16 protein-coding genes are annotated in these 22,619 nt (G+C 47.6%); 9 read left to right on the forward strand and 7 right to left on the reverse strand.

Features of this window, described 5'->3' with window-relative positions; genetic code table 11:
* Positions 1–70: 70 nt before the first annotated feature.
* A complete protein-coding gene (locus ACO6UX_RS21515; RefSeq protein WP_422450343.1) occupies positions 71–1,576 on the forward strand; it encodes a PDZ domain-containing protein in 1,506 nt (501 codons plus the stop codon).
* 12 nt (positions 1,577–1,588) lie between these two features.
* On the opposite strand, the gene ACO6UX_RS21520 is transcribed toward ACO6UX_RS21515, so the two are convergent.
* Together ACO6UX_RS21520 and ACO6UX_RS21525 are read right to left on the reverse strand one after the other, a co-directional pair.
* Positions 1,589–4,672 (reverse strand): DUF4116 domain-containing protein, encoded by a 3,084-nt coding sequence (locus ACO6UX_RS21520; RefSeq protein WP_422450344.1) that lies wholly within the window; start codon positions 4,670–4,672, stop codon positions 1,589–1,591.
* 230 nt (positions 4,673–4,902) lie between these two features.
* A complete protein-coding gene (locus ACO6UX_RS21525; protein WP_422450345.1) occupies positions 4,903–6,030 on the reverse strand; it encodes a hypothetical protein in 1,128 nt (375 codons plus the stop codon).
* A gap of 419 nt (positions 6,031–6,449) precedes the next feature.
* Here ACO6UX_RS21525 and ACO6UX_RS21530 point away from each other — a divergent pair, with 419 nt between their 5' ends.
* From ACO6UX_RS21530 to ACO6UX_RS21560, 7 genes are all read left to right on the forward strand, one after another.
* Entirely contained in the window at positions 6,450–7,205 is a 756-nt protein-coding gene (locus ACO6UX_RS21530; RefSeq protein ID WP_422450346.1) for an enoyl-CoA hydratase-related protein, read from the forward strand.
* A gap of 374 nt (positions 7,206–7,579) precedes the next feature.
* Positions 7,580–11,113 carry a hypothetical protein gene (locus tag ACO6UX_RS21535; RefSeq protein WP_422450347.1) on the forward strand — a complete coding sequence of 1,178 codons (3,534 nt, stop codon included), beginning with the start codon at positions 7,580–7,582 and terminating at the stop codon, positions 11,111–11,113.
* 314 nt (positions 11,114–11,427) lie between these two features.
* Positions 11,428–11,712: a DUF4212 domain-containing protein gene (locus ACO6UX_RS21540; RefSeq protein ID WP_422450348.1), complete on the forward strand. Its 285-nt coding sequence runs from the start codon at positions 11,428–11,430 to the stop codon at positions 11,710–11,712.
* A 1-nt stretch (position 11,713) separates the two neighbouring features.
* Complete coding sequence (locus ACO6UX_RS21545) at positions 11,714–13,501, forward strand: sodium:solute symporter family protein (RefSeq protein WP_422450349.1); 1,788 nt, start codon at positions 11,714–11,716, stop codon at positions 13,499–13,501.
* Positions 13,502–13,732: 231 nt separating this feature from the next.
* Positions 13,733–14,266, forward strand: coding sequence for a hypothetical protein (locus tag ACO6UX_RS21550; protein WP_422450350.1), 534 nt, complete (start codon positions 13,733–13,735; stop codon positions 14,264–14,266).
* 193 nt (positions 14,267–14,459) lie between these two features.
* Positions 14,460–14,684 carry a FitA-like ribbon-helix-helix domain-containing protein gene (locus ACO6UX_RS21555; RefSeq protein WP_422450351.1) on the forward strand — a complete coding sequence of 75 codons (225 nt, stop codon included), beginning with the start codon at positions 14,460–14,462 and terminating at the stop codon, positions 14,682–14,684.
* Positions 14,681–15,097: a type II toxin-antitoxin system VapC family toxin gene (locus ACO6UX_RS21560; RefSeq protein WP_422450352.1), complete on the forward strand. Its 417-nt coding sequence runs from the start codon at positions 14,681–14,683 to the stop codon at positions 15,095–15,097. The genes ACO6UX_RS21555 and ACO6UX_RS21560 overlap by 4 nt, the downstream gene beginning before the upstream one ends.
* A 97-nt stretch (positions 15,098–15,194) precedes the next feature.
* Here the strand turns inward: ACO6UX_RS21560 and ACO6UX_RS21565 are convergent, their stop codons facing one another.
* From ACO6UX_RS21565 to ACO6UX_RS21585, 5 genes are all read right to left on the reverse strand, one after another.
* Positions 15,195–15,812 (reverse strand): class I SAM-dependent methyltransferase, encoded by a 618-nt coding sequence (locus tag ACO6UX_RS21565; RefSeq protein ID WP_422450353.1) that lies wholly within the window; start codon positions 15,810–15,812, stop codon positions 15,195–15,197.
* Between the two features lie 101 nt (positions 15,813–15,913).
* Positions 15,914–17,344, reverse strand: coding sequence for a transposase (locus tag ACO6UX_RS21570; RefSeq protein WP_422445438.1), 1,431 nt, complete (start codon positions 17,342–17,344; stop codon positions 15,914–15,916).
* Positions 17,345–17,540: 196 nt separating this feature from the next.
* Positions 17,541–18,170, reverse strand: a complete 630-nt coding sequence (locus ACO6UX_RS21575) for an acyloxyacyl hydrolase (protein ID WP_422450354.1) — start codon at positions 18,168–18,170, stop codon at positions 17,541–17,543.
* Between the two features lie 82 nt (positions 18,171–18,252).
* Positions 18,253–19,524, reverse strand: a complete 1,272-nt coding sequence (locus ACO6UX_RS21580; protein ID WP_422450355.1) for a capsule biosynthesis protein — start codon at positions 19,522–19,524, stop codon at positions 18,253–18,255.
* Between the two features lie 109 nt (positions 19,525–19,633).
* Positions 19,634–21,742 (reverse strand): capsular polysaccharide biosynthesis protein, encoded by a 2,109-nt coding sequence (locus ACO6UX_RS21585; protein WP_422450356.1) that lies wholly within the window; start codon positions 21,740–21,742, stop codon positions 19,634–19,636.
* 182 nt (positions 21,743–21,924) lie between these two features.
* Between ACO6UX_RS21585 and ACO6UX_RS21590 the strand changes: the two genes are divergently transcribed.
* On the forward strand, positions 21,925–22,341 hold the full coding sequence (locus ACO6UX_RS21590; RefSeq protein WP_422450357.1) for a hypothetical protein: 417 nt from the start codon (positions 21,925–21,927) through the stop codon (positions 22,339–22,341).
* Positions 22,342–22,619 lie beyond the last annotated feature (278 nt).

Below are 22,619 nucleotides of genomic sequence, written 5' to 3' on the forward strand. Positions count from 1 at the left end.
TTGCATTGTTAAAGCCCTTTGTTTCCTGTTGCTTGCCGTCTCGATATATGGCAATGCGGCCGGTCCGTTAATGACGCATTCTTTGCCGGTTTTTTCAGAAGATCAGGGCGTCAGGGATTCGATCATCAAAATCTATACCTCATTCAACCAATATGACCACCAGAATCCATGGAGCAACGTTGGCCCAAGGCAGAAATATGGTTCCGGTGCCATTATCCAGCTGCCAGACAGTGGCCAGAGGGTTGTGCTGACCAACAGCCATGTAGTCAGTGCCCATACCTATATTGAAGGCAGGAAAAATGGTCAGACGGACCGTTACAAACTCAGGCCCCTGTGGGTTTCCCACGAGTTGGACCTGGCTTTGCTGGTGCCTTTCCATGACCATGAGAATGCGCTGTTTTTCAGCGGTACCAACCCTATCCCCCTGGGTAAGCTTCCTCCTCTGCAAACGGATTTGATGCTGCTTGGCTATCCCATTGGTGGCGATACAATCAGTGCAACCAAGGGGGTTCTTTCCCGTCTGGAATATCAACCTTACAGTAATTCCGGCTTCTCATTTCTGGCCGGACAAATTGATGCCGCCAGTAACCCGGGCAACAGTGGTGGCCCTGCCGTGGTTAATGGCGAGATCATTGGCGTGTTAATGCAGGGTTACAGTCCTTTCGAAGCCAGTAATATCGCCCATATTGTGCCGGTGAATATCATAAGACACTTTTTACAGGATATTGCTGATGGGCATTACAGTGGGATTCCCAGCCTTGGGATTGAAACGGAAGAGCTTGAAAATGGCTTTTTTAAAACCGTCTATGGGGTGAAAGAAAACAAGGGCGTTCTGGTTCGCCATGTCATACCGGGTTCTGCGGCTGACGGTGTGCTGCAGCCGGATGATGTTATCCTGGAGCTGGACGGGTATGCCGTTGGCCATGATAAAACCATTGTGTTCCGGGGCAGTGAGCGGGTTTCCATGGATTATGTGGTGCACTCACGGCAGGTTGGAGAGGAACTTGGCGTTCGGGTCATTCGTGACAAACAGGTCCTTGATCTGACGGTTACGCTCACTCAGCCGGTCAATAATGATTTGTTGCTCGGCTTTGATGGTCAGTCTGCTCCTTCATACTTTATCTACCAGGGACTGGTGTTTACCAAAGTGACCCGGGAGCTGCTGATGGGGGCTGGCCATGACCTGATTTCCTACGCAGGCCTGACGCCGGTATTGCTCAATAATTTCCGGTTTGCCAATGAAGATGAAGTGGTTGTCATCCTGAAAGTCCTGCCCCATGAGGCCAACCGGGGTTATCACAATATCTTTCTGAGAAGGGTTGACAGTGTTGGCTCGGAAAAAGTCAGAAACCTCAGGCAGCTGGTCAACCTGATCGAATCAACAGAGGAGGATTTTCTGGAACTCAACACCGGCTACAGGGGGCTGGAGAAAATTGTCCTGAATACTCACCTGGCAGATACCGTTAATGGGGAGGTCATGTGGCTTAACGGTATTCAACATGATCGCTCTAAAAACTTCCGGACAAAAAATGCAATGCTGCAGGTGGTAATACCTGCAAAAGTGAGGAAGTCATGAATGTTTAACATTTTATCGCCTGCCTGAATGATTCAGCTGCTTCAGTATATCAGTACACATTTTGGTCAGCCCATTCATTAACGATATCAGTGGAAATGTTGAGAAATCGGCTCCAAATATTAACTGGCCATAAATATCATAAAAATTCGCGTGACGTGTGCAGGCATAAGCGTCATAAGGGTAGAGCGCTTTACTGAGGTGCTGCTGATCGTTTATGTGGTTCATATAGCAGTCAGTGGGGTCATACTCACCCAGAGGGAGTTGGGCAAACCCGGGTGCATCCGGCTGCAATGCGGTCCAGTAGAGAATTTCCTGCGCGACCCGGACAAGCCAGGCCTGATACTCGTTATCGTCCCGTCCGAGGAGAAACCGCAGGCTGATCGGCGCGGCTGCTGTGGGCATAAGCCCCAGCAGAAACTGGTTGCAGGCCGATTCAACAAATGCGGCTGTTTCGTTAAGTGCCTGAGGGTTTTTGTAGTGATAACCGGCAAAGCCCTGACGTAAGCGTGACCTTACCAGTACCGCCGACACAATGATTTCGCAAATACTGTTAGCCAGGGCAATGCGTTGTGAGACCTTGGGCATGTAACAGGTTTCAAGCGTGTCTTTCTGTCGTAAACAGCTGTGGATATGGCCAAAGCGTTCATAATCACCCAGGTCACGCATGCCACAGTGACCGAAATCAATCTTTTCGGTGGCCTGAGTGTTCCATGCTGTCAATTTGCCTGCGTGTACGTTGTCAGAGATCAGATTCATGGCCGAATGCAAGGCGACCCAGCCCCGGCCTGCCTCAGTGTTGTGCAGGCACTGCAACATACTGGTCGGTACCAATCCCATGCTGGTCATGTAACCTGCATCGTGACAGGCCCTGAGGATGCCCTGCTCCGGGCGCTGCCAGGGGCAGTCCTCTGCTGTGTCTGGCGAATGGGCATACCGGGCATAGGCGACGGGTGCTGTGTAACAAAAGACATTGATGTATCGCTGGCCATGGCTTTCGGTGATCTCCACCGGGTCATCAAACTGGTTAATCAGGTACTCCAGGTCTTTGCCCAGGGGGAGCCGCATAAAGTCGCGATACTCTGGTAGCACGCTATTAAATTTACCTGCCAGCTCGGGAGTATTGGCGATGACTTGATAAAGCAGGCCCTCCCTGGCCAGTGTCTCAAGGGGTTCCCCGGCTCTCTGGAATTTAAAATAGATGGCCTGGCCACCGGCTTGCAGACATTGCATCGTCCGCCCACCGACTATCCGGATTGCTGGGTTGTTTGCCTGGCCAAGTGCTTCGGGGACATCCTTCAGCCCGAACGATGACGGCATATTTTCGGCAATATACCGGTTGATCTGCTCCCCATCAGCGGCATTGGGCAGTGCAAATCCGGTAACCTGGTGAGCGGTAGAAATCAGGGGTATCAAAAATAGATTGGTACATGAGATGGGTAAAGGAGACTGCTGGCAGATCAGTGGTGCCGCCAGGGCCTTGTCTGGAAAGGTATAAGTCGGGGCATCTAATGATTCAATGAAGCTTATTTTGTCTTTCAATGAAATATCGGGACAGGTTAAAAACTTCAACTGAACATCCGTTGGTACATAGGGTAATTGATTAAGCTTGATCAATCTGAATAACAGTCTTTCCTCCTTCGAACATAAAGGTTTAACGATCTCTTTGGTAACGGCTGCCATGAGACAAAGCTCATTGAAACTCAGGTGTTCCAGGGAAACATGTTGGAATGCCGACAGGTTATTTTTTAACGCCGCATCAAGGATTGCCCCTTTTTTAAAGTCGCTGGGTACATATCGCAGCGCTTCGGAAGACAGACTAACGGCCAGGGCATACAGCTCAGACGCCTTATCAGCACCTACCCACTTTGAAAGGTTGTCAGTTGCAGCGAATTTAAGAGGGTTGTCCCTGTACTCTTGGCTGGTAATGACTGATTTGAGGAAATGATCAGTAATATATTGTTCTGGAATATCATACAAGACAAAGTATCCACTGGTACAGGCAGTACGGTATATTTCTGTTCGTTGTGTTTCCGTTAGAAATTTGGGAAGCGTCCCGGATAATTTTCCACCTTTAGCCGCGGCCAGACACATATCGAATGTTTTGACGGCTTCCGGAATGAATTCGAGTGCTCTGGCATTATTATCAACAGCCAGTTGGCATAATTCAGCGGTCTTCAGTTGTTCAGGAACATACTCTAATGCTAATCCATTACGTCGACAGGCTACCTGACAAAGTTCTGCTGTTTTTTTATGGTCCGGGTAAAATTCCAGGGCCCCGGTGTGTTCGATGGCGATGGTTAATAATCGGTCACTGACGGGCTTGTTCTCCGGGTAATAATTCAGCGCAACGTGGGATTTTTTGCAGGCAATTTCAAAGTGTGCATCAGTTCTTGCTGCTTCGGGAATGTATTTAATGGCTCCTTTATAGTTTTCAAGGAGGAAGTCAAAAAAACCATCGTTCAGCCATTGTTTGATTATCTCACCAGGTACATGATCAATGGCATTAAGCTCATCAATGACCAAAGCTCGACACAGTTCGTTGGTTTTCATACTGTCGGGTATGTACTGTATATTCGCATAAGGCGCTGTTACAAATGCCTGTATACACATTTCTGGTGTTAACTTTTCCAGGGGTACTTCACTAAAAAAACAAGGATCATTTTTGATTTTTAAAAAGTAATCTTCACTATCAAGCTGATCCGGACTGACCCCGGGCGGAAACTCCCCGAAGTATTTGATAAATGTTTTATAGTCACTGACCGGCAATGGCTGCTGTTTGTCCGTGGATTCGGCAACTCTTTGCAGCAACGCTTTTAATGCATCACCAAGATTGCCTTGTGGCAGGTCATGGGTGGCACCGGGGCAGGCTTGCACACGAGACCATGACATAGGGGTGGCTGTATTGGCAGAAGGATAAGGTGTGGTGCCGACGGATAAGCCGCCTTCTACACAAGTCCCTGGAGCCTCTTTAACAAGGTGCTTGCACCAGAGTTGACCTGATGAATACCCGAATTGATCCATCTGCTGGGATTGATGTTCCCGAGTTTCCTTCGGGTTTTGATCAATAGGGGGAGATGGGCTCCCTGAAATATTCATTTGCTGACAGCCTTGTAATAATACGCTTTGTGTTTATATGGTATTTAAATAAACTAAGATCTCAAAGTTAGCAAAAAGTTCCAGAAATCATAGTTGCATCAGGAAATAGTGAGTGAAAAACAAGGGGTGAAGCTTTACGGGTAGCAGGGAAGTTCAGCAGGTGGCTATTCTCAGCAAGTCTCTCAGGGAAGCGCCGCCCCTTTAAGATAGCAAGGGGAGCACCGGCAAGTTCAGGCCATTGTAGCCATATCTTCAGGCAGTGGCGTCAAGCTTTTAAGCAGCGTATCAGCAGCACTCCGGGCGGCTGCGCCACTTTTATAGTGCCCTCGAACCATGGCATCACTGCGCTCTAGCCCGAATGCCACGGCAGTGTCATCTGAAAGATTGGGATCGTCTTTCTGTGCCTGTGTTTTCAGCGACAAAATCTGGGCAGCTTTCAGGTATGACTTCAGGTTTTCCTGTGAGGAGTCCGTGATGATTGCAGCCAGCACCAGTGCCTCTGTGCTCATTTCTGATACCCGGCGGGATAATGCCTGTATTACCTTTTCCATCTTATCTTCCGGGATTTTGCCTGCTAATACAGTGGGCAGCTGATCATTCTTGACAAAATGCCGTTCCAGTTTGCCGGAATTAAGCAGAAATTCACCCCCTGGCTTGGTAAAAACGAAATGGTTAGGGGATTTGAGATAAATGGCAAAATAGGCCAGGTCCTGTGCCTTTCCAAACTTTCGATCCGTGATGAATTTCGGGAGTGGGCCTATATCGGTACCCGATGTCATCTGGTTCTTCAGGAGGATCAGTGCATCTTTAACGGACTGTCTCAGGTCTTCCGGAAACCATTCTTCGACATGCTGTTCTACAAAACCCTGCCGTTCAACGCCCATACTAAAGGAACCGGAACACTCGTTGTTGTCTTTCCTTGAGTTTGCCCCCAGATCTTTTAGCAGATTTTCCAGAAGGTGTTCTTCGTTTTGTATGCATTCTGGGTCACCCCCTTTTTTTACGAAGGCGGAAATTTGATTTTGCAGACTTACGACTTGTTGGAGTATTTCAATGCTTCCCTGGTCGGCAAGATTGCACTGGGCCAGGGCAATGGACAGGAAATTCTCTTTATTCTCCCTGTCGCTTTCACTGTCGCGAAAAATGCCAAAACGGTCCACCAGTGCTTCGGTGAGTGCCTGTTGCGCCTCAGGGTTCTTGGATAACTCACTTTTTGCCGCGCTTAACCGGTCGGCAAAGGAGTCCTGAAGCTGTTTTAGTTCCGGGGGGACGAGGGGGGGGGAAGTTTGAACGTCGCTTGCGGTGCTGAACTCAGGTGGAATTAGGCTTGCGGGGATTTGGGTGGATTGTGGAATCATCGCAGGTGCTCCTTGAATTCATTGTGTAAATTAGTGTGTAGGCATATCCGCATTCATGGTAATGCCTTAATATGACCGGACAGATACTGATAAGTTCAACAAAATAGCCAATTCGAGCAACCAGCCACCACGGTCATAATCATTCCTCGCTAACCACACAACAGATGGCTAGGAGGCTGTCCGAGAATAGCGCCCGTAGCGAGGATGGCAGAAAATTGAGGATAAAAATTTCGTTTTGTGAGGTGAATAGCGGGGCTATTTGCCGAACAAAACGGAATTTTTAGACCAATTTTCTGCCACCGCAGTAGGGCAGTCTATTCTCGGACAGCCTCCTAGGTTCTCTACTGCCAATTGGCAAACAGCTGTAATAGAATATGAACGACAGAATAATGACAATAAAGTGTTAGGGAGTATGAGCCATGTCAGATCCGCAGAAGCATATACTGATCGAACAGCAGGAGGGTATCCTGACGATACGCTTCAACCGCACTGAGAAAAAGAATGCGCTGACCACAGCGATGTACGCAGCCATTCTTGACGCACTGATCGGTGCTGATCAGGATGACAGTGTTAAAGTGATTCTCTTTGCTGCCCAGCCCGATATGTTTACTGCTGGTAATGACCTCAAGGACTTTCTGACCCGGGACACCTCTGAAGAACCGGCAGCCATAAAAATGCTACGCCAGCTCGCGGTACAGAAAAAGCCGATTGTGGCAGCAGCCAGCGGTATTGCCGTGGGTATCGGCGTGACGTTATTGCTCCATTGTGATTTGGTTTATGTGGGGGAAAACACCCGGCTGCGTTTGCCTTTTGTGAATCTCGCCGTGGTGCCGGAAGCCGCCTCCAGTTTGCTGTTGCCGGATATTATGGGACGACAGCGGGCTTCAGAGCTGCTGATGCTGGGTGATTTCTTTGATGCCCGGCGCGCCCATGAATATGGCATTGCCAATGCGGTAATAGCCAATGAAGAAGTCTTTGATTTTGCCCTGGCAAAAGCTAAAGAGCTGGCAGCAAAGCCCCGTGAAGCACTGTTGCTGACCAAACAGCTGATTACCCGGAACCGTCGCAGCGATGTTCAACAACGCATTGATGATGAAGCGATCGTCTTTGCTGAGCGAATGGTCTCCGAAGAAGCCCGACAGGTAATGGCGGCCTTTTTTTCCGGTAAGTCTTAGTCAGGTATACTGAGACAGTACGGTTATGGTTCTCACCTGACAGGGATTCTGGTTGCCATGGTATCGCCACTGGTAGCCAGCAGTGCGGGAGCTGCCAGTCATCACCATTCCACCTCCCAGGTAAACTGCGCAGCCATTTTGAGCAGCAGGATTTTCATTGGAATGCTCCGTAATACCCGATGACTCAAAATAGTCCTGCTATTATAACAAGCGAAATTTCTAATTCCCAAATGGTATGGCTCCTCATTCTATCTTGATCAAATGTCCAAAATAGCTATCAGGAATGCGGTATCATTAATTTCAAAGTGAACTAATGGAAAAATAGTTTATCTAAAATATGTTCTTACCTATAAAATTTCGGGAGCCTTAGTGTTTTGCCTGTTGATTCATCTATTAAGCCAATGACGGTGTTGGAAAAGTCGGTTCTGGCGAATGACACCTTATTAATCCGTGATATTAAAAGATCCAAATCACGCTATGTGATTGATGGTTTGTCGCATGTTGTTTTGCAACTCCCCAATAAAATTCGGGATCCACTGTTGCCCCCTTTGCCTTTATTAAAGTTAGAGCAACGGCACAGTGTAGGTCGAATAACGTATACAAATGATCCTGAACAGCAATTTGGGTCTATTGATCGAGTAATGACCTTGCTTCTGGATCAAAATGATAATGCTGCATTTAAATGTTACCTTGAACCAATGATGGCTGATAACGTTGATTTACCAACAACGGAAGGTAGTGGAGAGTCAGAGTGTCTGGATGCTTCTTCAGTAGTCACTGTGCTTGATGCCCTCTCTGCTCATGCCAATGTAAACGAGGTACGATGCTCAACCAGCCAGATACTGAAGAAGGGCAGCTATCTTGGGGTTTATCATCCAGATTTAGCAAATCATGACAAGACGAAACTTCATTACAGTGAGGGGCAATTCATCACATTATCCTCCGGTGAAGGTGTGATATTGGAGTATAAATTCTCTGATGAGGGTTTACCATACTGGGAAATAGTGGCTACCTATCAAAATAAAGATCTAACGGTTCAGATGAACCCTCTGCTCCAGGAGACACTTGATTTTAAAGATATAGCGATAAGTAATGGGCAATACCATCTTCCGGTCAGAGCGATTGAAGAACTCTCTGTGCTTAAAAGAAAACATGGAATCTGCCCTGCGGTCTTTAATTGTGGTCGTATCAGTGATAAAGGCGCGTTAAATGCGTTAAAAAAATACACTTCTGAACATCTTGAAAATGGCAGAGGACAGGCTGTTTTCAGTATGCTTGTTATTAATGATTCTGCTGCACACATGATTGCCGTCAGATTTATCCAGACAGGTAATAAAATTGTTGTTTATTTGCATGAAACAATACAGCCGAAAAGCTGTGTAGCTAAGGAGATAAGAAATTTTATCATTGCCGCGATATCAGATTCTGTACAAAATATTCGAGACAATAGCCTGTACTTTTTGACCACCCCAGCGTCTGGATATCTTCAGAAAGACTATAACAGCTGCTCAATAACAGCATTTAAGGTGTTGCTGTCCTTTGAAAAAGAACGCAATGGGCTTGACCCGTTTTTTATCCAGTTGGTGAGAGATTCTGATTCGGAAATTTCTCTGATTGATTATCAGGCATTCAATAAGGAAGGTGCAGGTAAATTCAGTAAGGAAGCAGAGGTGCTTCCGGTAAATATCAAAGTGGGTAGTCTGCCGTTAACATTATTACCTGCAGTTCTTCTGAAGTTTTATCAGGGTAGTCAGGCTCTTCTTTCTAATCAGCAAAAAAAAACCATTGTCAGTCATGCCAGAAAGTTAACATTGGAAGACTATTACCTGAGGTACAGGTTTTATGAAACGGAAACTAATAAGGTTTTTAATGTGGCCGCCTTTTGTAAAACCAATAAGTCTTTTGCCTTATGGAAAGATATGATCAGAAATTTCATACCTTTGTTTGTCAGGATTTTCAGGGCTGATTTTGATCGGATGAGAAAAAATGTGGTAAATCGATGGTTAAAGGATTCAATGTATTCAGATATAGAAATTAATGCCAATGATTTGAAAATGTTAAAGCGATACAAAAAATTCATCACCATGGAGGCAGATTTAAATACATGGTCTGAAGCGGCTGTTTTAAAGTGGCGAAATCAAAGCAGGGAGTTGACAGCTTGGTTAAAGCAGATAAGGCCCGTCACAACGACTATGAATAGGAATAAACTACTGTGGCGCTGGTGCCAGTTTTTAAATAATCATCTTGATCCCTGTTCCGATGTTGGAAGCTTGTGGGTTCGCAGGGATGTCGGCTATGTTATTGAACGGCTTGATGCCCGGTTGAAATTATTGCAAAAGACCGTGAGATCTGATTTTCCCTTTCACTTTGGTGAGAGGTTCTACAGAGAACCAGAGTCTCTGCCAGCAGAACCTGCGTCTGAGGGAGAGCCCATTGATATTGATAGAGGTGCTGGATGTTGCAACGTCAAGACTGAAGTCATGGAGTCTTTGATGGAGCCAGGACGTTTTAACAGGATTGTCATGACCTTTCCGAAGCCATTACTTTTGGCTTCTGCTGACAATGAAAGAGCATGCCATGATTCTGGCTCAAATACATCGCATCGCAAGGAAGAGTCGTTATTATCATCGGCTTCAGGGGAGTCCTGTGAAGAAGTCTCTGCTGCTATCGCTGATGTAACAAAAGCTTTCTCAGTGCGGGATTCAGGTGAGAAAATATCCTGTGATTCACCTTTGGCTATATCGAATTCCTGCAAATCAATGGACCTTGAATTACAATGTGATGAAAAGCTCACTGATGAACTCCTGTTTTCTCAAGACGATAGCCCACCTCATGCATCAACACTCGGTCAAAATTATTATTCAATAGTGGCAAAAGAGGCTGCTCGAAGTAGTAAAGTTCAAACTTCATCTGTTCTGAAAAGAAAGCAAGCAGCACTGGAAACGGGTTTTTCTGGCCCTCCCACAAAGAAACAACGATTGATGAGTGTTTCTATGCCTGTTTTGGATACTGCTGCAATGGATTTGGCAGAGCAGGCTAACTTAATCAGAAATGAAATTGAAAAGTATGAATTCAAGGTTGCAATCGAGATGCTTTCCATGGTGTTGCAGGGTATATGGACAATGGACGTATCAAGCAAAACGAAAGCCAGCAACAGGTTAAAGGTTCTCAAAGAGGCCATAGAAAATATCTGCGGGATTTCCAACCGTCCAAATGAGCTTGATAGCTACCTGCAGCGCAATAATATTTTTGGTCTCCCCAGCTTGCATGATACACATAAAAGAGTCCTGATTATCGCTTTTACGCTTGATTATCTTTTGCAAATATTATCCGCAGCTGGCGAGGAAGTTGATAATGAACCGGTGGCTATTGTTACCAGGGCAAGGCTTTTTATTGCAAGGAATACCGGCAAAAACGGTAGTGGGGTTGTGGGAGAAAATAGATGCAATATAATAGCAGGCGAGTTTCCTGCCTTGATTGCAACAGCAAGTGTTTCTGAACCCTCTGAAAATAAAAGTGTCATGGAAAAGGTGCTTAGAATCAGAAAGGAGCTTCAAACAATTGGATATTTAATGATTAGTGAAAGAATAAATGCTGTTTTTTTCAAAGGGGAAGTACATGGGAGAGTAAACTTTCTTAAGTCGTTGATTGAAAAAGTCTGCTCTTTTTTGGGTAGAGAAGTTGGAAGCTATGATTTTCGGTGCCTACTGAGTTTAGAGAAAAGTATAGGCCCGGCTCAAAGGAGGTGGCTTAATCTTGCGGCACTCCATGAATATTTATCATCTATATTGCCGGGGCACAGCCCTGATAAATCCTATACTTCTGTTCTGCTAACGGCTGAGAGCTATCTTAAGGAGCAGGCTAAAAATAGTACTTTCAATAACTTGCCCCAATTTAAGAGACTGTAAGCCTAACCCGGATATTTCATAAACTGCCCCGAATCTCGCGCAGGACTTTGTCGCTCTAAGGGATTTTGTGAGGGAGCGCCGTACCGGGGAGTACGGTCGACCGAACAAAACTCCCTTAGAGGGGCAAAGGACAAGCGAGAGCGGGAGCACGTTTATGAAATATCCGGGCTAACAGGGTTGAGACAAAGTGTTAAACCGGTATTAGCCTAAAGTCTAAGATGCTCATGTCCCCACATTTGTTACTGTCTGAGACTCAGGCAGTCCTCAGTGACTGAAGATAAGAAAAACAATAATACTTTCAGGAGCGTCTTTTCATGTCTGCTGATCCTTCCCGTGGTAATCATCAAAGTGCAGCTGCCGCCTATTGGCGGGAGAACATACGCATACTACTTTCCTTACTGGTGATCTGGTTCGCCGTTTCCTTTGGTTGCGGCATACTGTTTGTGGACCAGCTGGATCAAATCAGCTTTTTCGGCTTTCCATTGGGCTTCTGGTTTGCCCAGCAGGGTTCCATCTATACCTTTCTGGTTCTGATTTTTGTCTATATCGGGTTGATGAACCGTCTGGACCGAAAATACAACGTTCAGGAGGAAGAGTGAGATGGCGACTCAAACACTGATCTTCCTTTTTGTCGGGTTATCGTTTGCGCTCTATATCGGTATTGCTATCTGGTCCAGGGCTGGCTCAACCAAAGACTATTATGTGGCCGGTGGCGGCGTTCATCCCGTCGCCAATGGTATGGCAACCGCAGCGGACTGGATGTCGGCGGCCTCTTTTATTTCCATGGCCGGTATTATCTCCTTTATGGGGCGTGACGGGGCCATGTATCTGATGGGCTGGACCGGGGGATATGTATTGCTGGCCATGTGCCTTGCACCTTATCTGCGCAAATTTGGCCAGTTCACTGTGCCGGACTTTGTCGCTGAACGTTACTACAGCCAGACCGCCCGGGTGGTTGCTGTTATATGCGTTATCTTTATCTCCTTTACCTATGTTGCCGGACAGATGCGCGGCGTCGGTATTGTCTTCTCCCGTTATCTGGAGGTGGATATCAATATCGGGGTCATGATCGGGATGGGTATTGTCTTTGTTTACGCTGTGCTGGGGGGCATGAAAGGCATTACCTACACTCAGGTAGCGCAATACTGTGTGATGATTTTCGCCTATCTGGTGCCCGCGATCTTTATTTCCATGATGATTACCGGCAACCCGATTCCCCAGCTGGGCTTTGGCAGTGACGTTGAAGGCACCGGGCTCTCGGTGCTGGAGAAACTGAACGGCCTGTCTCAGGAACTAGGCTTTGCCCAGTATACCGATGGATCCAAGTCCACCATTGACGTGTTCTTTATCACCATGGCGCTGATGGTCGGTACTGCGGGTTTACCCCACGTTATCGTGCGTTTCTTCACCACCCCAACGGTGCGTGACGCCCGTAAATCGGCCGGTTATGCGCTGCTGTTTATTGCTGTGCTCTACACCACAGCGCCAGCGGTGGCCAGCTTTGCCCGTATCAATCTGCTGCAGACGGTTTCTGAAGCTGAATATGAGCAGCTGCCTGAGTGGTTTGCCAACTGGGAAAACTCTGGTTTGATGGCCTGGGTCGACAAAAACGACGATGGCAAAATTCAGTATCACCCCGGTGCTCCGATTGAAGGTAAACCGTCGTTTATTGACGCGCGGGGTGACAGTGGTGAACGACTTGTCAGCAATAACCAGACTGGCAACGCCAATGAACTGTATGTTGATCGCGACATTATGGTGCTGGCCAACCCTGAAATCGCCAACCTCCCCGGTTGGGTCATTGCACTGGTAGCGGCCGGAGGTCTGGCGGCGGCCCTTTCTACCGCAGCTGGCTTACTGCTGGTTATTTCCACCTCCATTTCCCATGACCTGCTGAAGCGGAATCTGATGCCCGGCATTACCGATAGGCAAGAATTGCTGGCGGCCCGTATTGCTGCCGCGGCTGCTATTGGTGTGGCCGGTCTGGCAGGCATCTACCCGCCAGGGTTTGTGGCCTCGGTGGTGGCTTTTGCCTTTGGCCTGGCGGCTTCTTCATTCTTCCCCGCGATTCTTCTGGGTATTTTCTACAAGCGGATGAACCGTGAAGGGGCGATTGCCGGTATGGTGACAGGCCTGCTGTTTACGGCTTCTTATATTATCTACTTCAAATTCCTAGGGGGGACTGCGGAACAGTGGTGGTTCGGCGTGTCACCAGAAGGCATTGGTACCCTGGGTATGTTGATCAACTTTGCTGTCTCCCTGGTGGTTTGCCATGCTACGGAAGCACCACCCAAAGCGGTGCAGGATATGGTGGATGATATTCGTATTCCCCGCCGTGACGGGAAAGCATCAGAGCCCGTAGAGGAGGGTGAGACAGTTCGGGTATGAAGCCACTGAACCGATAAACAATCCAGAGCCGCTTTCCGTTGGAACGCGGCTTTTTTTCGATTCTTTGATCCTGGTCGCCTCTGTTGCAGTCAGCCGGTGTTATCGTACCCGATCTCATTTTCTTGCAATTTTTGTGTCGCACCTGATATTCATTTTCCCAAATACAGAACTTAAGTGCTTTACAGGTGTCTAAACTGCCAGTCGTTATATTCTGCCTATGGAGTAACCAGCGTGGTTTCAAGAACTGTTTGTCTATCTCTGCTTTTGCTGTCGGCACTGGCCAATGCCGTGGATGATCACCATAAGTTGTTGTTAAGTATGAAGCACTATCTTGACGATGAGGTGGTTACAGAGGTTAATTTTTACGGCACCGGGATTGATCCTAATGTAATGTCGAATGAGGAAGCCCAGTTCAGGCTGACGGTTGACGGGGTTGAAATAGATGCCGTGAATGACTCGACTTACTGGCGCTTGAATAAACTGAGGCGTTCATTCAGCTATGATACCTTTTCCCAGGGTATTCAGCAGCTTGAGCCAGGCTGGGCGATGTGCAAACTGGGTGGTCCGGCCAGTGGCATCATTTTGGAAACCCGTTATCTGACCTATCAGGACCATGACATTATTCATGATGAGATGAGGCCGGTTTATGACCGGCCATTAAATTGCCTCTATCAGCCCAGGTATCAGCCGGTGAATGACCATGCCCGGGAGGCTGCCCGAGGCGTATTGGAAACCTTGAGAACCATTGCTGAATTTAGCAATTAACCCGTCAATGGAACTTTTAGCAGAGGCGATGTCATCGCCCCTGTTTACATACACGGTGGTTATTTAAGACCGATAACCACCGGAATGCTTCAACTGAAGAAAAGTGATACAGCATCAAAATAATAAAACAATTGCTTCGCTAGCAATGTGCTAGCATTGGAAATGGATCACATCGCTCAAGGAAGCACAATTCATGGCCACCCTGACCATACGAAACCTGCCAGACGAACTGATAGAACGATTAAAAGCCAGTGCCAAAGCAGGCAACCGCTCGATGGAGCAAGAGGTTCGTGAACTGCTGGAAGCTCGCTATCAGAAAAAGTCTGACCTGATTAAAGCTATAAGAAATAGCTGGAAAGAGCTGCCGGAAACCTCAGCCAAAGACATAGACTCCTGGCGACATGAGGGGCGGCCATGACCCGGGCCGTTATCGATACCATGGTCTTTGCCTATGCTCTGTTTAATGAACCCGTGCATCGGCAGGAAGCTGTGGCCGTATTGGCAAAAGTCGAGCACATCCATGTACCTGATCTGTTCCGCTCTGAGTTCTCTAATGTTGCCTGGCAGTGGCTAACCCATCAGCAGCTGAGTCTTCAACAGGCAATACAGGCAATCGAAAGAGCCGAAGCCCTGATAACGTCGGTAACCAGTAGTGAGCAGTTATGGTTCAGAGCACTGGAAGTAGCCACGTATGCAAAACACCCGGCCTACGATGCGTTTTTTGTGGTATTGGCGGAAACGTTAGACTGCCCATTGGTCACTTGGGATAAAAAGCTGTTGTGCAAATTTCCAGAGATAGCCGTTGAGCCTGGGACGCTGTTAAAGTCTTGAGTGCTAACCCCGGTTTTATTTATTGAACTGAGCAATTAACCCATCAATGGAGCTTTTAACAGAGGCGATATCATCGCCCCTGTTATAAACACGGTGGTTATTTAAGACCAATGACTACCGCGATTTCATCACCATCAGTCCAGGGCCTGCCGCGCAAATCACTGTAAGTGGCCTGAATTTCCAAGCCGTGTTGTTCAAGCTCACTGCGCAGCATGTCAAGGGTAAAGTACTGTAGCCAGTTATAGACCGTCCACTCCCGTTCTTCTTCACAGATAACATACTTGTCCAGGGTGACCAGTTCAGGTCTGTATAAGAAGGAAGACTGGATACACCAGTAGTCCAGGTAATTGCCCAGATGGTATTCGATGTCCAGGTTCGACCGGTCTGCCTGCTGGCTTGCGTACTCAAGAGAGTTTTGAGAGAAATCAAGACCCACCACAGTGCCTGTTCCCTGTTTTTTCAGGCGCTGGGTATACAGCCCCGGGCCGCAGCCAAAGTCTATGACCGTTGAAGATTGATTAAGGCCAAAGCTTGAAATAAGCCAGCTGACCGATTCATCAATAAAATCAAACGATCTGGAGGCGGCGTTGATATCCGGGTTTAGATGGTAGGCCATCATTTGTCTGGCAATATGAGGATCTGCACACAACACTGCTGCTGTGTAAGATGACCACGCAACAGGCTTAGCTGTTGCGTTATTGAGTTGTTTGAACATGATTTTAATCCGAACTGAGCCATGGCTGATCTTGGTGAGCAGCCAATCACGGTTTGACAGGGTCAGAAACAAAAATGGCCTGTCACTCGACTCTCAAGTTTTTAATGCACGAGTGTTTGATATTCCGGCAAACGGTACTTGAGTGAGGCAGTTGGCATCATTCTCCCCAGCTCCCTGCCTGCCATATGCTTGCTGGATATTCTCAACGGGCGATAGTCTTCGAGAGACTCCGTCAGTTTCTTGAGCTTCTCTTGAGGATTTTCTGACTCCACAACTATCTTGATGATATCCAGCAACGCATCGATTCTGAGTTTCTCGACCAGGCAGCCAACGGTAAGCGCTGGCTGTTTGTGTTCCAGGCGGGCAGATTGTTCAGGATGAAGGAGCAACATATGGTCACACAGCACGCTCAGGATCACGCCACGCTCAGACCCTTCAATGCCTTGCTGCAAGGCTCTGTTGCACCAGCCCTCATGAAGTTTCCAGTCCTCAAAGAACACCTCGATCAACCACCTCAGCGTGTGAAGCCGGGCAATATCATCATGACGCCAGGAAACATCCGTGGCGGCCAGATAGCGATAGTCGTCCTCTCCCTCATATTTCAAGGCAACAATAAATCGCTTCTGCCCATGGGCTTTGACCTTGAGCCGGGCAGACAGCACCGTCACCTTTTGCTCTTTTCCACCTCGTATAACCAGCGTTTTTTTGACACCAGGCCCAAGGTAACTGTCAAAATAGGCCTTCAGCTTCACTTCTTTGTTTTTGTAGATCACCAACTGGTTCCAGCGTAACTGGCTAACCACCTGTATTCCCGAGAAGACCGAAGAAGCTCTATCCATAAAATTGGCATCCCCATAAAGAGCATCCGCCAGAATGCCAGTGACGTTTATATTGGGAAAGTGTCGCTGGTAAGCCTGGATCATATCCAGTGCCAGCAGCTGTTTTGTTGGGTACTCACTGTTGGGCTTTGGCTTGGGGGGCCGATCCTTTGGAGGAATCCCCTGTTTTTTTAACAAGTCTCTTGTTTTCCGCCATTCGGTCATCTCCGGGTCGGGCATGTAGAACCTGAAGTCAACAGGAACGGTTACCAGCGGAGTCTGTAAAACCAGAAAGACCAGCTCCTGACCGTTGATATACCCATTGGTCTTTTTCTCCTTGATCTTGTGGGTTTTGCCAATCTTTTTGGTCCGCTTGGATCGTGAGCGCCCAGTGTCGTCAATAAGAAGATTTCCCTCTGATAAGCCATAACGATCAATGATGACCAGAACACTGATGCGTAGCAGTAGATGCCAGACAATTTCGGATCGATAAAACATCCACCATAAGGCGGCTGATGTGTATTGGCCAAGACTTCGACGTTCCATGGTTGCCCAGCAGAGCTTCTGAGTCAGAATCATTGCTGAAATGACAAATGCTAAAAAATAGCGTTGCTTCATAGTCAGTCGCTGAGCATGCGAAGCCTGACGTAAAGCCTGGTCAAGATGATCAATAAATTGGGTAGCGCAGGGAAGAACACGTATAAGCATGGTCATATAAAAGTTGCCAATACATTACTTTGCAACCAAGCTTGGTACAGCAGGCCTCCTGTTGCCACGATGAAGGCTTTGCGCAGCCGTGAAGCCCGAGTAGCAGCAGTGAGACCTGCTCAAATTTAACTTAATGGTCAGGCAAAAACTTTAGAGTCGAGTGTCAGTAGCAACACTGACAGGCCATCAGAGTAAGGATTGATTATTTTACCTTCACAGTGAAGTTCAGCACCTGAAAATCCAGTGCTTCGTTCTGCGGGTGTAAATGGGCGTTAGAATAATGAAACCAACCGTAAGACAATTCGTAATTTTTCTTTTCTCCAAACTGGAAGCCAACCAGGGTACGAATCTCAAACTGTGTATGGCCGCCCATATTAATAGGTGATTTGAGTTTCTTCTCCATGTTTTTTTTGGACTGATAACTGATCCCCACTCCAAAATCAAGGAAGGGCGTCATGGCATAGCGTAACTCAGGAGATAGACGAAACACTGGTGAAAAACCAACCTGCCAGGCTTTATCAGCACCATTCGGGCTGGGTTGGTCTTTGACAGAGAGATGGCTTTGCCACTGGCTGTAGCCAAGGTCGAAATAGCCATCCAGCTTCCACCTGGGGTGACTGATAAAGTCCTGATCCCAATCCCAACGTGCCGCAATGCGTGCATTACTGATGTTGGCTTTATCGAAAATGTATTTCCCACCGGAGAGGCCGATACCATCGGGTATTAAATCAACGGCGAATACCCTGATGGGCAGAGTTCCCATTAAAAGTAAAAAGACTGAAACACCACTGATGCTTCCTGATTGCTTAGCAACTAACGTTAACCAACTCATTGTCTACACCCTGACTTCGTTCTTATGACATGTACAAGAACGATAGTCAGGATTAGAAATAATCAGTTAAGCCGTGAGGCCATCAGGCGACCAGCGATTCATCCAAACGATGAACAACAGGTTGCTTGTCAAGAAGCAGAACAACCGGAGTCCGCCCGTGAAAGTGTTGTCGATAAAAGGTCAGTACATTGGCGCAGGTAATTTCCGGTTTGGTAAAAAAGCTGCCATTAATCTGGGTCTTATCAAACAGCAGAGTCTGAAACTGATGGAACAGATCGATATCCACCGGTTCGGCATACTCCCAGAAGTTATCCAGAGTGCATTGCGAGGTCAGCCCCGGGATATCGTACATAGCCCGTCCCATGACTTTTACGGGAACCTTATGCAGCAGTGCAGAGGGGCCAACAGTACTATTCACCGTCACTACCCCCAGGCAGTGGGTATAGACACTGGGCAAGTGCAGGTCGTGACAGTAAACAACCCGATGCGAAATGCCAAGGTGTTCAGAAAGCTCAGTGATCATCTGCCCATAGTGGGTATAACCACGATCCATCGGATGGTGCTTTAACACCAGCACATTCTGCTCCGTGGCGTGGCGGGCAAAGGAGCGAATCACCTCCGCAATAAATGCTTCAACTGAAGAATATGAAGAGTGATACAGCATCTGGCTATCGTCATGTACCTGCAGAGCTACCATAAAGAAACGTTTGCTCAGCTCTTCCTGCATGGACTGCTCCACCTTCTTATCCCGAAAGCGATACAACTTTTTGCGGGCAAAGCCTCTCAACCACTTGGTCCCTTCATTTACCGGGTGGAATGCCCTGTGATGACAGTACCGGGCAAAACGTCGACGGGCAAACAAGGCCGCCCAATAATAAGCAGCAGCAAATCGGGTGCGGGCAGCCATGGTTCCGCCCATGGCAACTTTCGAAGAGCAAGAATGGGCGTTGACCTGGGCAAGGTCTTCTACAGAAAGTCCCAATTGGCTATAGGCATTAACACCGTGTTCTTCCAGAGTAATGGTGTTTGGCCGAAGATAGCCTTCTTCAAACACCAGAAAGCGAACTCCCAAGCGTTCACAAACCGGTTTGGCTGTTCGATGGTAGAGCCGACAGTCCCCCATCAGAAACACGGATTCAATATTGTGCCGCTGTAGATATTCAAATAAAAAATCCGTCCAGTGATCCGGTGAATCGGTAAAGGCAACGACATGATCCGCCCCGGCATAAAACAGATCTCCTCCATTAAAGACAATCCGGTGTGTAACATAGCCACGGCGACTGAAAAGTGTTGCCAGATCACGAAAAAAAGGCCCTAACGGTCCCTGTAAAAACAGCACATGGCGGGAATTCATGGTTCCTCAGCTTCCGTATGTAATGTCACTCAGGTTAATGGCGGGATGCTCAACATAAGAGCAACTTAAACATGATAAGTGGATTATTAATGCAAAATCAGCACCAGTGTTAACTGGCTCTAAGGGCTTCCATCAGAAAAGACAGCTTTCGCTTTTTCTGCTCCAACCAGGCCAGGACCCCTGAAGTTGAGGTTTTCATGGTGTTGCGCTCTTGCGACAACTGTTGGATCAGGCTTTCGGGGGAAGTAAAGCGACCAGTACCCCAATGGATATAACGGGGGTATAAGCAGAGTGCGATATAGGCGAGCTCATTGATATTCCGACGCATGACACGACGACTGCATGACATATGGTCCACTGTCAGCCCCCAGCCGGCATAAAAAGGCATTCCCCAGCAGTGTACGGTTTTATTCTGCAGCAAGGCTTCAAAACCGGCTTGAGAGCTCATAACATGCAGTTCATCACAACCCTGAATGCAGTCAAAAATATCAACATCGACCACGACTTGGTCCGCCCACTGTAATGCTTCCACTTCAGGTAAATGCCCGGCACGACCGGCCTGTACAACATCTGGATGGGGTTTATAGACAATAAAGGCATTCTGACCGATAAAATGTTCACGCACCCGTTGCAGTAAATCCCGATTACTGGTTACCCGTGGACTGCCGTATTTTAACGAAGCATCACTATCAACCTGACCGGTAACCAGCACTTTTTGCTGCCCAGGCCTGGCTCCGTGGAAAGGGTCGACCTTGTTACCCAGCAGGTTGTATTTACTAATGCGCTGAGCCAGTAGCTGCCGAACCAGGTTTTGGCCCCGTTGCTGCTCCTCATCGGACAGCATGCAGGTATTGAGAGAATGTTCCAGGTCACTGGGCTGCATGGCATTGTAATAAATGCCACTGCTGTCCAATATGAGGGAGCAGGGTCTGCGAAGCTCGGCACCTAATCCGACCGACCTTATAAAACCATCTTCCATGCGCCACAGGGGCATAGGGTACTCTGGCACCTGTTGTAAAGGCTTCATGCCCCAGAGCAATAGACCATCCCGCTCAGTGAGCTTTTTGCGCAGGGCTTTTTCATTGGATATATAAACAACGCGCCGGGCCACGCCATGGGCAAACCGGCTAACAAATGCCCGCTTCCAGATACTGAAACCCAAGGCATACAGCGTTTCAATCTGTGGTTTATTGTGTGCCTGCTGAAGTACAACCAGTTCCAGCACGTCTTCCAACTCACAGCGCTCATGAGTTTCCGGATGAATATAGCGGGTATACAGCAGGCAAGCCGCGGCAAATAAACTCTCAACCGAGTGCAGTGACGTTCGTCTTGGGCAGGGAACCCGATCATCGGTCAGCCCCCAGCCGCTGTAAAACGGCACACCAAAACAGACGACCTTTTTCCGGTGCCAGAGGGCTTCAAACCCGAGTTGAGACGTCACTACGTAGACTTTGGCAAACCAGGGGAATAGGGATTGAGCATTCACTTTTTCCGCTAAGATTCTTACTCTGTCGCTTTTACAGCCCTTAATCCGGGTGCCACAGGGTTCCAGCTCAAAATAGCCACGCTTGGTGCCAAGTAGTACATCCGGGTGAACCTTCACCCAGACTTCTGCTGTTGGATTTTCCTGCAGGGCCGACTTCAACATAGCCTGAAAACTGGTTTCATTGGCCATGCCGAACTCAACGGAGCAATCTCCAAGGGTCTGGTCAACCACCAGAACCCTTTCTTTACTGATATCAGGGAGAAGACCATCAGAGGATCGGCAAGTAAAGAACTTACTGCTATCTGTGGCCACTGGTTCATGGTTGTATTTACTGATTCGATGCTGACGAATGCTATCCAGCAGTTTTCGAGCCCGGGCCATCAGTTCCGGGGTCTGCCAGTCTGACTTATTCAGCAAGTGCTCAATATCTGATGGCTGAGTCGCATCGTAATAGATACCGGTTTTATCGCTGATCAATGAAAAGCGCCGGTCTCCCTGTGCGGGATGGCCAAGATAACTGATAAATCCGTCTTCCAGTTGCCAAAAAGGTAACTGATGTTGCTGGGCAAACGCCTTCGCCCTCAGCGTATTCTCTTTCAGTCCCCAGCCAACAATGACCGTGTTATTAACAACGCGTCGGAAAGTGTGTAACTTTTTTACCGGACTGCCTAACAATGCAGACAACTCTGGAGCGGAAGCAATACCGTTGGATGTTGTGTAAAAGGTGTACAATGCGTCACTCTGAATTGGAATATCAGAAATCAGGGCTGGGATAAGTGGAGGGCACTTGACGTAAAAAGCCACCGAAGCAATAGGAACACACCATAGATTACAGAGACACTTAATAGAGAAGGGCCATTGGTAAATCATGATAGCAATGCAATCACTTCTGTAATGCATACAGGAAGTAGAGGGTGGCTAACCTGATTGTCCGAAATATTTATGAAAAAAAGCAATCAGCTTATCCTTCCTGTTACTCTCCGGCCCTTTGCCCAGGCGGATATCCTGAGAGCCAAGGCAGGCCGGGGATCGAACACCCGATGCCGCTGCTGCCCAATGTGGCTCTGAGAGCTACCACCGCTGAAGGTGATACAAACTCAGAGGTTTGCCATATTACCTGGTGCCGATGGGCGGAGAGATTGCAGCACATTGTTATTACAAAAGCAACTGCTAAGGAATTGTCTTTTAATAAGTTCCCGATTTCCGTTCACCCTGAGCTTGTCGAAGGTCGTGCCACCGAACTTCGACAAGCTCAGTCCGAACGGAGTCAGGCAATGAAAATAGGGAAGTTATTTCCAGACAACTCCTTACTGAAATGTCGAAGTTATTAAATGACAGTTCTTAATCGTTACAGCGTTTAAACGCTTAAACTTTTAACGCTTGAACATCTGGTTAATCAGATCCAAATCGGAACCGGCCTTCATAGTCAGCCGGTAACAGTTAGCCAAAAAATAAAAAACTGTCATTTTTTGCCAATTTTTCTTGTCAACACTCAAGAATCAAAACCTGACCCCGCTGATGCGCCAGCAGAGGCTTCGGTAAAACCCTAAATACACACTGTAGAATTCACTGTACAGTGCCCGCTAAGGAACTGTCATTTAAAAACTCC

Origin of the sequence: Endozoicomonas sp. ALB091 (genome assembly GCF_049310265.1) — a bacterium.
Classification (GTDB): domain Bacteria; phylum Pseudomonadota; class Gammaproteobacteria; order Pseudomonadales; family Endozoicomonadaceae; genus Endozoicomonas.